Below are 12,688 nucleotides of genomic sequence, written 5' to 3' on the forward strand. Positions count from 1 at the left end.
GATGTCAGATTGAGTAGTCATTGCTTATTCTCCGGTTAGTGGATTATAAGCAGTTACACACTTTTTAGGATAGGCTCACATAATCGACAGGTAGAGTTTGTTTTGATCTGAAGTCCAGCCCCAAGAGCCAAATCTCTTTGTAATGTCAGAGAAAACAAGCCATCTAAAGAGTAAGCAAAGGAAAATATAAAGCACAATCCATTTAAGCATTCTACTGTCACCAGAGTTCATATTAAAATATAGAGTGAGTTAATTAAGTACGTTTACACCGTCACAAATAAATACTACTTCTCACAGCCTTACTTGTGTTCAGAGGTCTTATCTTCTACTGCTTCTACGCTTTCGTCTAATTCATGATTAACGTTTTCCAGCTTATCAAGTTTTTCATAGAATATTTCCTTTTCATTCCCTTGATTGCTAAAGATCGTGAGGAAGCTGAAAATTTTATCGGCCGCAGGGCTATTGAGAATATCACCTTCACTGCTACTAAATGACTTGGTCTCTTTCACGCTTACGATACCTAGAAATATCCAAACTGCGGAAGCCATTACCACTAGTATAATCAGCCATTTCAACACAATTTTTTTCATCAACGTCTCATACGCTTATTGCTGATTCATATATTATCTCAAAATTTGTTAGCATATGTTTACTAAAACAGTTTACCTCCCTGTATATAATCAAAGCATCATTCAAATATCAAAAGCATAAAACATTATGAATAACCACAACCCAATAAAAATTATAACGAACAAGCATATCGTCAGTAGTCTTGCCCTTAGCGGCTTATTGTTAGCCATTACTGGCTGTAATAATAGCTTCGTAAACAACAAAGCCACCCAAACATTCACCAATATACCTTCCTTGCCAGACAAGACTAAAGAGCAGTCGGACTCTAAAGCCGATAGTAAAGATGTCCCTAATACTGCAGACGACTCTGCTTCAACACCTGAAGGTATAAGCGCAGTAGTCAATGCCAATAACCAATTTGCAGTGGCCATGTATCAACAGCTAAATGGTCAATCTAAGCAAGTGGACGCTAACGTATTTTTCTCACCTTATAGCCTAACTAGTGCCGTAGCTATGCTGTATGCCGCAGCGGAGGGCGACACCAAAGCGCAAATTCAAAAAACCTTTTACTATCCGTCTTTACCCATCCTGAATCCAAACAGTGCCGCCCTCTACAATCAATTTAACAAACCCAGCCCAAACTATAAATTGAACACCATTAATGACTTATGGCTGCAACAGGGGCGTACTTCCAACCAAGGCTATGTCGACACAGTAAAACGCTACTATGGTGGACAGATCAATACGCTTGATTTTAAAAACAACACCGCAGCCACTCGTCAATTGATTAATGACAAGATAGCCAAACATACCAATCAGATGATTCCTGAACTGCTATCAAAAGAGAGTATTCAGCCGACTACCTCAGCAATATTGACCAATGCAGTTTATTTTAAAGCGGATTGGAGCAGTCGTTTCTGGGTAAGTGGTGATATGCCTTTTCATTATTTCGATGGCACAACCAGTGATGTAGATATGATGTTCCAGAATACTGAATTTAGGTATAGCGAAGATGAGCAGGTACAAGTCGTTGAGCTGCCTTATAAGGGCAATGAATTATCTATGTTAGTGGTTTTACCAAAGTCTAAAGAGCCGTCAGTCATGCAGACGCTTATCAAGAACTTGTCAACGACACAAATTACCGATTGGACTAAACGTCTAAAGCAGCAAGATGTCCTTCTGAATCTACCGAAGTTTAAGATAGATGAAGGCTACCCGATGAAGGCAGTACTGACGGATATGGGCATGCCAAGCGTGTTTGGGAATCAAGCTAATTTTAACGTGTTTAAAGATAGCTCGCCCATCGCTATTGACGATATTTATCATCAAGCAGTGATCGACGTTAATGAAATAGGAACAGAGGCAGCAGCAGCGACAGGCGTCGTTGCCGTAGACATATCTGGTTCTATGTATCCACCAGTCGCGTTTAAAGCCGATCACCCGTTTATGTTTGTGATTAAAGACAATAAAACCGATGCAATATTATTTTTAGGTCAGGTGAATAAGCCGTAGCAAGATTGATTGGTAGTGGCAGGATAATAGAATTGGATAGTGAGTAATAGTGAGTAGGGGTATATCGCATTATGCAAACGTCACTCACATTTTATTTAGTTAGATTTCAGGCTGTTTTATACAGGGTATGATTATGCTTAAAGTACGCGCTCTTATGAATATCAACGCTCTGATATTTCCTCTTACCATAAGCCTTAGTGGGGTAGTCGTTGGCTGTGCGAGTACGTCAACTTCACCGTTAAAACCTGGAAGCAGTAACGTTAGCCCTATTAGTAAAAACACTTTAAGCGATGCAGGTAAGCCAATTACCATTGATAATAGCCCAACAGGAGTCATATGGCAGGTTATGCCTGAAGCGCCTGGAAGTCTCATAGCACAGGGCAATGGCGTGTTTGTATCTCTAGTAGCACCTATAACTTCTCCCAAAGTGCTTGCTGAAGTTGGCTATCAGCCCTATATTTCTGTTAATGGTCGTGATTGGACACCTGCTCCTTCTAGGATACCTGTGTCAGGAAGAAGCTTAATCTTTGCTGATGGATGGTTTTATGATGCAGGTGAGGGCGTACCACCACATAATAATACTGGCGTCATTGTACGTAGTAAAGATGGCATGAATTGGGAGAAGGTTTATTCTCAAGGCCGCAATCCTTTTACTAGCATTCGTTATCTAAATGGGCGATTTATCGCGACTGGTCAATACGGATTAGTAGCTACCAGTCGTGATGGTACGCGCTGGAGGCAACAAAAAATAAAAAATGTGTCTGCTTTTTACGATGCTGACTATTTCGCTGGTGAGTATTTACTAACGGGCGACGCTATGGCTCTTTATGCGTCTAATAATCTGACTAATTGGCGCGATTTATCCACTGAAAATCTATTAAGTGCAGGTCCACGCAATCTACAAAATAATTCAGATATCCTATTATTACAAACTGATGATTATCTTTATATTTACCATGATAAAAAATGGACATTTAACAAGCTACCAAAGGATGACAGTAGATTTAATTATTACATCAGTAAGCTATCGCCCTCATCAGAGGATTTTGTTGTTACCAATAAAGATAAGCAAGTACTTCGATCAAAGGACGGGACGAATTGGCAGACATTGAGTCAGCTCCAACCCGCTGATCGTAATACTAGTTGTGAGTCACGCTGTATTATCTATGATTATCAGATTGTGAAATTACCGAAAGGCTTAACAGAACAGCCTATACTTTACTAAAAATGCATATTAAGTCAGACTTTTTGAAATAATAATCACCCAAGTTAATATCTACGGTTTCTTCAGCATAGCTCACTCAAGCAAAGTTATGAGAATACGGTGGCTTTAGCTTGTGCGTATCTCTGGTTGAAATTATGAGTGTTCAACACGCCCTAATAAAGCTTGTGATAGACATTACAGTCAAAAGACTATTATCGCTGAGCGCTAATCCTAAAATAAAGTAATAGTTATGTTGAATTTCGGAGCTTATCTATATAGTCAGCCCAGTCTTGCATCATTTGTACTCTAGTATCAATTTCATCAAGTCTGTTATAGGCGCCACCATGCGTATCCTTTATTCGATGTCCCAACTGCAGCTCAGTCACAATATCTGAGTAGCGTAGCTCAGACTGTTCCATAAGTAATGTTTTAGCCGATGCTCGAAATCCATGAGCACACTGAACATCTTTGTATCCAAGCCTATGGAATATCTGTACTAGAGTCGCTTTACTAATATAGCTATTGCTTGAGGCACGCATCGATGCAAATACATATTCTTTATGACCTGTAATTGCTTGTATTCTTCGTAAGCGTCCAATAGCTTGAGTGGCTAGAGGTACAACTAAGTGCGATACCATATCCTCTCTGCCTTCGCCTTTAGTAGGTGAAAACTCCCATAGCTTGTTATCCCAATCTATATCCTGCCAGCGCATAGAGCGTAAATCGATACTACGTACGAAGACATACGGTAGTAAATTCATTGCCTCTAGTGTGATTTTACTTGCACCTTTAAAATTGAACATATCTTTTAGAAGAGTCGCAAACTGATCAGGCTTGGTAATGGCTGGTAAATGGTTGCCTGAGCTGGCAGGTGCGAGCTCACCACGCGTATCAATAGCTACGTTCCTGTCACATAATCCTCTTGCGACAGCAAATGAGAAGACTTTTTCAGTATAAAGCCGAGTACTTGCACCAACAAAGGTTGCTTGATTTTCATTATTCTGAATTGCCTCACAGACACTTAATATCATCTCGCTTGTAATATCGTTCATTCTTAAGTCGCCAATCTCGCGACACATATATCCTAGACATAAATCCCAAAATTTGAGCGTTGACTCACTAAATACGCGCTTATTAGATTTGCTACGATTACGACTGGATGTTTTATGATCTCGCCACGCTCGTGTAATATCAGAAAATGTGGCATTTTTTAAATGAGCATACTTATTGACTTGCTCTTTTTGGTGAATGGCTTTAGGGTCAGAGCCTTGTGCGACTGTTCTAAGTATGGTTTCTGCTTTATGCTTAGCTTCATATAGACTAATGTCTTCAACCTTACCTAGCATCATTCTAGGGCGTTTACCATCGATATGTGGATGAGCGTACCGCAAGTAGTATTCCTTTTTACCATTTGGATAAATACGGATACTTAAACCTGCGATACCTGAAACACTGACCGAGTAATCTTTATCTCGGCATTCAAGTTTATTGATATCATTTAAATTGTCGACCGCCATGAGGTACATCCGTAAGCTTTGTAAGCAAGGTAAATTATGAATGTTGATCTATTATCTCTGTACTTAGATTTGAATTTAGATTTAGAGCAATCTTTGCGCCTGTTTTATAAATCTTGAAAAGTGCCTTTTGGAAAACATAGATAGCTATTGGACACTAACATGGACACTATTATTCATTTCATAATCTATATAACCCTTTAAATTTAGAGCTTAAAGGTAAAATTATCCCCAAGTTAAGGTTGGGGATAATTATATTATAATGTAAAGAGATAGAGTAAGCCATGTGTGCGTTGATATATATGACGTTTAAGCTCTTAAGTTTTAGATAGATTAGAAATAAGAGAGCTGTCTGCTATTGTTAATAAAGACCTTTCGTATATTTACATAGAAAACTATGCTCCTGTACTCGCACAGAGTATCTTAATCAAGGTCATTGTACTGTTCTGTGCAAATCTGGAGGTTGTTAACTTATTACTTCAGATCAAAGTATATTGCGAAGAGTGATAAATGCTTAGTTAATACTGAGGGCTTTCTTGCTGACTTAAAATAAAATATGCTACAGCTTATCTAGCCATTATATTATCCACTGTAGGTATATCTAAACCAGACTTGCAGAAAGGCCAAGTAGAAGTATTGTCAGAATATAGATGAGCTACTAGAACTGATTTTTGATTTCAGCTAATAGCCTTATAGGTAGCGACATCTTTGTATGCATAACATGTTTCAAGAGCATTCGTATCAAAGAGCTAGTTGGCTAAGCTGCTAACAAGCAAATAATATGTAATTCGGTTGCTAGGTTATGATTAATAATCAAAGACTGTGCAAAGGGCTTATTATGCATTGTGAGGGTAATAAATATATTAATGATGAGCAGAACAAGTTCATCGAATAGACTAATATTGGAGCAATGGTAAAATTACTATTTCGATAAGGATTCTACATATTGACTCTTTAAGTCGGACTGGTTAATAACTATATTAGTAATGAAGCCTAACTGGTGAATAATATATATTATGAACATGAACTCATGAACTTATTATATGGCGTCCTTCGTTTAACATAATATACATTATGCGAAAACATTCCTGCGGTTTAAGAACTTATTTATTTAAGGCATAGCTGGTTAATTTACGATAATCTTTGACTATAATTTACTATTCAAGATTAGCACTGAAATGGTTAACAGTTACTGACATTCTTTATGCAGATATTTTTTTAAAGAAGTACCTTTTTTATCGACAATCACATCGTGCACTCGGCATTCTTTATCATCACATGCCAGCTCATAATCTATAGTGCTGCCTTGCGCTAGATTAACTTGCCCCAGACCTTGCTTGGTAACAGAGAACTTCTTATCTTGAGTATAATCAGGATCTTGCGAATCCCACAACACATCGTAGCCAATATGGCAGGACATTTGCGTTTTATCAAAATAGTCTTGTTCCAACTGCATGGCAGCCTGTAAATCTTTACTGGCATATTGTTGTAGTACAACGGGAGAATCTCCTCCTTCATGGTTAATATTTTGCTGGTACATCTTTTTAATAGTTGCTATTTTTTGAGCTTTTTTGTCTGCTTGTTGGGCTGCTACAGACAGCGCTTGTTTGGTCGCGACATTATCTGCCATAGCAACATTGGTGGTTAATCCTAAGGTTAGTAGTACGGTGAATAAGGCAATTGGTTTCATGGTGTTCTCTACGATTAATCAGATGATAAAACAACAACTTACGTCTGTTTTGTATTAAGGTTAATAAACCATTACACCATATTTATTCTATTATTTGGCGAGATAATCGTATCGTTCTGGTTGAGTATGCTAGTAGTAATATGACATCAACAACTCATTACAGCGTATTCATTTAGCTTAATCTAAGGTATTGTTATAATAGGATTTAAGTTAACAAAACATCTTATGATTCCGTGACTGAGCACGGTAAGGATATGATTATGAAACTGCCTATGTATCCCCTTGCTATCAGTGGTGGCTTGGCTTTGTTACTGTCTGTAGTAGGTTGTCAATCAGCAACCATGCCTCCAGTTATCTCCAACCCTCCGACCCAACCAACTACACCAGATAGTCAGCAAACCGTGACCCAACAAGCCATGCATATCCAGCGCGCATTGGCTAATAATGACTATGCCACCATCATTAATGACATTCACCCTACCAAAGGCGTTCGTTTTTCAATGTATGCTTATGTGCATTTGGATAAAGATAAGGTGTTTAGTCGCGCCCAGTTTGCGCAGTATTTAAGAGAGTCGAGAATTCGCTTTACGTGGGGCGAGCTTGATGGCGCTGGTGAGACTTATATTGAGCCATTACCGGTATATTTGAACAGCTGGATTGATGCCAAAAAATTCGATAATGCGCGTATTACTGTGAATAAGTTTGAATCACGCGGTAATATGATTAATAACGTGCTTGAAGCTTATCCGGGCGCAGATGTGGTCGATTTTTATTATAGTGGTAGTGATAAGTATGATGGCATGGACTGGCGTGGTATGCGCTTGGTGTTTGAAACGTACCAAGGCAAACGTTATCTGGTCGGTATTGTGAATGACAGATGGACGGTGTAATCATTTAATTGGTATAAAAAAAATAAACATAACATTGGGCAGCGCGTCATTTAATTGATGCCCTGCCCTTTTTATTTGCTTGTACCTATACTTTATAAATGGCTTTATATTCGATTTTTGAGATAACTAACTGCTATGAATTGGGCTGAAGTGGTGTTTGCAAAAAGAACTTTACCATTAGCTCATAAATTTCAGGATAAGCGTCTATTAACTTCTGCGGTGTCTCAAAAAATACTTCGCTTAAGACAGCGAAAAACTCAGCCGGATTGGTCGCGCCATAACGATCCAGCCCTGATTTACGATGGCGCTGAAAGTCCTCAAAATCACGCGTCATCACCTCAGTCCAGCGCTTCGGGTTCATATCCGGTTGCAATGGCGGAAAACCATTGGCGCGACCATTTAGCATATCGAGCTTATGCACAAACTCATGAATGACGACATTGTGACCATCGCGCTCGCCCGAATGCTTAGCATCCTTCCATGACAAGATAACAGGACCGCGCAGCCACGCCTCACCGCTGCGATGCTCATGACCTTCATGGACAATACCAAACTCATCTACCGTCGTACTTTCACTAGTATAAGAGCCCGGGTAGATAATAACGGACGACCAGCCAGCATACCAATCAAGGCTTAGATTAAGGATTGGCAAACACGCTTGCAAGGCAATTGACTGCTTTACAACATCCGTAATCTCAAAACCTTGTGCGCCTGTGATGGATTTATCTGCCAAGAATAAAGTCGCCAGCTCAAACAGACGCCGCAGCTCATCATCATTTAACCTGTCCAATATCACGATACGCTTGGCAGCTTGCATCCAATCGTCATGGGTAAATTCACTACCATCCAAAATACGCTGATTGCGCCAATCTTTTATCATGCTGAACATAGGGTTTGTCCTTAACATATAAGCTAATTAATCATTTAAGCGATATCTATCGCATCAGTCAAGCACCATAATACTACTCACATATAGAACTTCCCCGCTATCTATAATCGCCCTTTCTCTTAACGCAATTGTTAAGCTTGATTACTTAACAATTATTGTGTATTGCCCAATAGACGCGCTATAGTTTCTATTATCAGGGAAACCACCATCAAGGATGAATGAGGTTATTATGGAGCAAAAATCAAGTAAGTCGCAAAATCAGAGCCAGGTACAGAATCAGGCGCAAACCCAAAAACAGTCAACTACAGCTAAAAATGACAATAGCGAAACGGTGCAAAGCCAAGAGCAATATTCAACCGCGCCAGCTCATTCTGATATTGATACGGTCAACGATAAGCAAGCGCCACAACATAAAAGCGAACAAACAGAATCTCAAAAACCACAACATCAGCAAAGTTTTGATGAATTACAAGAAAATAGTGGAAAATATCGCCCCGTCGCACAGGCGATTGGCAACTGGCTGGATAATGCTAGTATCAATACCTTAAACCATCTTAATGAACAAGCGGCTGATATCTTCTATCGTAAGGGCGTGACCTTTACCGTTTATAGCGATGCTAAAAATATCGAGCGTATGATTCCGTTTGATATTATCCCGCGCATAATTGCGGCAAGTGAATGGCAATTGATAGAAGCTGGCTGTAAGCAGCGTATTACCGCCCTTAATGCTTTTTTACATGACATTTATCACGATCAAGCCATTATGAAAGCCGGTATCGTGCCGGCAAGCTACGTCTATGCCAGCGGCTGCTATGAGCCGTGGATGATGGGCATTACACTTGATAAGCCGATTTATTCCCATATCAGCGGTATTGATTTGATTCGTGATGAGACGGGGCGTTTTTGTGTATTAGAGGACAATTTGCGCACCCCATCAGGCGTGTCTTATATGCTGGAGAGTCGTAATATTTCAAAAAAGCTACTCGCCGATTTATTTACTAAAAATTCTATTTTGGGTGTTAGTGACTATCCGCAGCGCCTCAAAGCTTGTCTTGCCAGCGCTACCAGTAAATATGACCCCCAAATCGTTATTTTAACGCCCGGACGCTTTAATAGTGCTTATTATGAGCACGCCTTTTTGGCGCATGAGATGAACGTGCCACTGGTACATGGCTATGACTTGGTGGTTGAGGACAGCAAAGTTTATATGCAAGGGATTCGCGGCAAGCTGCAGGTCGATATCATTTATCGACGTATTGATGACCCGTATATTGACCCTTTAGCATTCCGCTCTGATTCTATTCTAGGCGTATCTGGGCTGATGAGTGCTTATCGTGCGGGCAATGTGGTTATCGTCAATGCGCCCGGAACCGGCGTGGCAGATGATAAAAGCTTATATCCATTCGTGCCAGATATGATTGAATTTTATTTAAATGAAAAGCCTATTTTGCCTAATATCAAAACCTATCAATGCCGCAAGCCTGACGAACTACAATACGTGCTGGATAATTTAGACAAACTGGTGGTAAAAGAAACACAAGGCTCTGGCGGCTACGGCATGCTGATTGGTCCGACTTCAAGCAAGCAAGAGATTGAAGCGTATCGCACCCGTTTATTAGACAATCCAAGCGGCTTTATTGCCCAGCCAACCATTGCTCTATCCACCAATCCAACTGCCATTAGCGATGGTATTGCGCCGCGTCATATTGACTTACGACCTTTTATTCTTAGTCATGGTGATGGTACGGTAGACATTGTACCGGGCGGCTTAACCCGAGTAGCAATGGTTGAAGGCTCGCTGGTTGTCAATTCTTCTCAAGGTGGCGGTATTAAAGACACGTGGGTGATTGATGATAGCAATTTAACCACGCGTTTAAAAAGTACTCATGTATCTCCTAGATCGGTAAACAATAATGACGTCGTTAAAGCCTGTGCGGATACCTATTTAGCTAACTCATCGCCTGCGTCATCAGAATCTAGCGCCACTTATTCCAGCTACTATGATCGCGTGCAGCCGATAGAAGCAGGTTATGAAGGTCGAACCGATGCGCCAATGATATTGCTGTTATCAACCGCTAGCCATCTGATTTGGCTCGGACGCTATAGCGAGCGGCTATATTACTATGACAATATCATGAAGCAGATGATTAAAGGCGATTTGAAAAAGTCACAAGTGCAACATTTGATTCATCATTTGGGCTTTGCCGTCAGTAGTAGCGAATCATTAAAAGTAATGAAAGCGCAATTAATGTGTGATTTAGAACAACAGCGGATTCCCAATGTTATTCAGTCTATTGAAACCAATATTCAAGAAGCAAAAGGCGTGATTGGCAAAGACACGGCGGAGTTATATAACCTTATTAAGCGACTTGCCAGCGCTGGCACCTACCGCGCCGCGACGCTGCAGCTTCATGCTTGTAATGCAGCGATGGCACAAGAACATGCGACGGTCACCTGCTTTTGGCAATTAGGACGGCATTTTGAGCGCCTTGAGCGTGCGGTGTTATTAGAAGAAGATGCCATGGCAGCCAGTTTAGAGTTTAAACATTGGATTAATGAGTTACCGGAGAATACGCGCTGGCGTGAGCTGATACGCCTCACCAATCAGATGATTAAGGGCAAACGCTTCAGTGACTTTAATCTCATTAGCCAAGAGTTTTATATCATATTGCGTCAAGGGGTTTAAGGGTGTACATCATTCCCTTCAACAAGGGTAGATAACCGCTATAAAAGAATAATTAAAATAGGGATACACTATGAAATTACAAATCAGTCATCAAACCAACTATTATTATGGCGAGCTGGCGCACCGCAGCGTACAGTATATTCGCATGACGCCCATGCAGCTGCCGCATCAAATTATTCATCAATGGAGTGTGATGCTGCCTAAAGTTGCCACCAGTCAAAAGGACGGTTTTGGCAATGATTGGCTAACCCTCAGCCGCAACGAAGCACATAATAATCTACAGATGCAAGCATCAGGTATCGTCGAAATCAATACCGATACCGAGCGATTAGAAGATATGGCACACGTGCCCTACTTGCTATTTACCGTACAAAGTCCGTTAACTGAGTGCTCAGCCGCTATGCGTGCTTTTGCTGCGCCTTATCTCAAAAACCCCACTCATGAACATTTAAAAGCCATGGCTGCTGACCTTATTACCAAGATGCCCTTTATTAAGGACATGACCCATGTTGGCACCACGGCTGCCGAAGCCTTTGCTATTGGTGCAGGCGTCTGCCAAGACCATACCCATGTGTTCGTCGGTTGCTGTCGTGACCAGCATATCCCGGCGCGTTACGTGTCCGGCTATCTGTATGATGATACCGAAAACCATATGGCAAGCCATGCGTGGGCGGAAGTTTGGCTAGATGGTTACTGGTACACTTTTGATGTCTCCAATCAATTATTTGCGCCAAGCTCACATGTATATGTAGCTATTGGGCGAGATTATTTAGACGCGGCGCCCGTACGCGGGGTACGTATGGGCGGTGGTTATGAGAGTCTTTACAGTCAAGTACTGGTGACGCGCTTATCCTAACGGCTATATGCACGGTAAAATTGATGATTATTTATCATTATTATCTATAAGTACTGTTATTTATAATTAAGGAAGTTTGATGACCTATTGCGCTGCTATTCGCTTAAAAGAAGGCATGATTTTCGCTAGCGACACGCGCACCAATGCAGGTGTAGATCATATCTCAACCTTTAGAAAGCTCTATCAATATGGGGTTGAGGGCGAGCGTTTCATTGTGCTGCAAACGGCAGGCAGCTTGGCAACGTCGCAAGCGGTCTTTACCAAACTTCAGCATGATATTGATCAGCGCCAAGAGAGCAATCTTCATACGGTTGCCACCCTATTCGATGCCGCGCAAATGGTTGGCGAATGTATGCGTAACGTCATGAACCATGCGAGAATGATTGCCAATGATCCCAGTAGCAGGACCTTTACCAGCTCGTTTATGCTGGGTGGTCAAATAAAAGGACAAGTTCCTGAATTGTATATGATTTACCCTGAAGGCAACTGCATCCGCGCCACCCAAGATACGCCGTTTTTTCAGCTTGGTGAAAGTAAATATGGCAAGCCCATTCTAGATCGTGCGGTCACTTATGATACGGATGTGAGGCATGCAGCACGGGCGCTAATGTTGTCCTTTGACTCGACCATTCATTCCAATTTATCCGTTGGCATGCCCATCGATGTCGTGATTTATCAAAATGATAGCTTGAATTTGCCAAAAGGTCGCCGTATTGATGAACATGATGCCTATTTTAATACCATACGTTATGAGTGGGCAGAATCAATACGCCGCAGCTTGATTGAGCTGCCCGCCTGCCCTGATGATTATTGGACGTAATAAATAAACCAATCTCATTAGATAGAGTTAAGCGCTATTATTAATAGGATAAATTAC

The 12,688-nt window shown here is 41.0% G+C and carries 10 protein-coding genes; 6 read left to right on the forward strand and 4 right to left on the reverse strand.

What is annotated here, in order from left to right:
* Positions 1 to 299 precede the first annotated feature (299 nt).
* Positions 300 to 590, reverse strand: a complete 291-nt coding sequence (locus AAEY78_RS04645; protein ID WP_352337732.1) for a hypothetical protein — start codon at positions 588 to 590, stop codon at positions 300 to 302.
* Between the two features lie 127 nt (positions 591 to 717).
* Here AAEY78_RS04645 and AAEY78_RS04650 point away from each other — a divergent pair, with 127 nt between their 5' ends.
* Together AAEY78_RS04650 and AAEY78_RS04655 are read left to right on the forward strand one after the other, a co-directional pair.
* Positions 718 to 2,082 carry a serpin family protein gene (locus AAEY78_RS04650; protein ID WP_352337734.1) on the forward strand — a complete coding sequence of 455 codons (1,365 nt, stop codon included), beginning with the start codon at positions 718 to 720 and terminating at the stop codon, positions 2,080 to 2,082.
* 154 nt (positions 2,083 to 2,236) lie between these two features.
* Complete coding sequence (locus AAEY78_RS04655) at positions 2,237 to 3,307, forward strand: beta propeller repeat protein (RefSeq protein WP_352337735.1); 1,071 nt, start codon at positions 2,237 to 2,239, stop codon at positions 3,305 to 3,307.
* Between the two features lie 227 nt (positions 3,308 to 3,534).
* Here AAEY78_RS04655 and AAEY78_RS04660 read toward each other — a convergent pair whose 3' ends face one another.
* Both AAEY78_RS04660 and AAEY78_RS04665 read right to left on the reverse strand, forming a co-directional pair.
* Positions 3,535 to 4,803 (reverse strand): tyrosine-type recombinase/integrase, encoded by a 1,269-nt coding sequence (locus AAEY78_RS04660; RefSeq protein WP_352337737.1) that lies wholly within the window; start codon positions 4,801 to 4,803, stop codon positions 3,535 to 3,537.
* Positions 4,804 to 5,989: 1,186 nt separating this feature from the next.
* Complete coding sequence (locus tag AAEY78_RS04665; RefSeq protein ID WP_352337739.1) at positions 5,990 to 6,490, reverse strand: hypothetical protein; 501 nt, start codon at positions 6,488 to 6,490, stop codon at positions 5,990 to 5,992.
* Between the two features lie 260 nt (positions 6,491 to 6,750).
* Here AAEY78_RS04665 and AAEY78_RS04670 point away from each other — a divergent pair, with 260 nt between their 5' ends.
* Positions 6,751 to 7,380: a hypothetical protein gene (locus AAEY78_RS04670; RefSeq protein WP_352337741.1), complete on the forward strand. Its 630-nt coding sequence runs from the start codon at positions 6,751 to 6,753 to the stop codon at positions 7,378 to 7,380.
* 133 nt (positions 7,381 to 7,513) lie between these two features.
* Here the strand turns inward: AAEY78_RS04670 and AAEY78_RS04675 are convergent, their stop codons facing one another.
* Positions 7,514 to 8,269 (reverse strand): M90 family metallopeptidase, encoded by a 756-nt coding sequence (locus AAEY78_RS04675; RefSeq protein ID WP_352337743.1) that lies wholly within the window; start codon positions 8,267 to 8,269, stop codon positions 7,514 to 7,516.
* A 229-nt stretch (positions 8,270 to 8,498) separates the two neighbouring features.
* On the opposite strand from AAEY78_RS04675, the gene AAEY78_RS15300 reads away from it, so the two are divergent.
* The 3 genes from AAEY78_RS15300 to AAEY78_RS04695 all read left to right on the forward strand — a co-directional run bounded on the left by AAEY78_RS15300 (position 8,499) and on the right by AAEY78_RS04695 (position 12,631).
* Complete coding sequence (locus AAEY78_RS15300) at positions 8,499 to 10,955, forward strand: circularly permuted type 2 ATP-grasp protein (protein WP_502943655.1); 2,457 nt, start codon at positions 8,499 to 8,501, stop codon at positions 10,953 to 10,955.
* Between the two features lie 70 nt (positions 10,956 to 11,025).
* Positions 11,026 to 11,811, forward strand: coding sequence for a transglutaminase family protein (locus tag AAEY78_RS04690; RefSeq protein ID WP_352337745.1), 786 nt, complete (start codon positions 11,026 to 11,028; stop codon positions 11,809 to 11,811).
* A gap of 79 nt (positions 11,812 to 11,890) precedes the next feature.
* The gene (locus AAEY78_RS04695; RefSeq protein WP_352337746.1) at positions 11,891 to 12,631 is read left to right on the forward strand and encodes a proteasome-type protease; all 741 of its coding nucleotides are present in this window, start codon (positions 11,891 to 11,893) and stop codon (positions 12,629 to 12,631) included.
* Positions 12,632 to 12,688 lie beyond the last annotated feature (57 nt).

It is taken from the genome of Psychrobacter sp. 16-MNA-CIBAN-0192 (assembly GCF_040309565.1).
In the GTDB taxonomy this organism is placed as follows: Bacteria; Pseudomonadota; Gammaproteobacteria; order Pseudomonadales; family Moraxellaceae; genus Psychrobacter.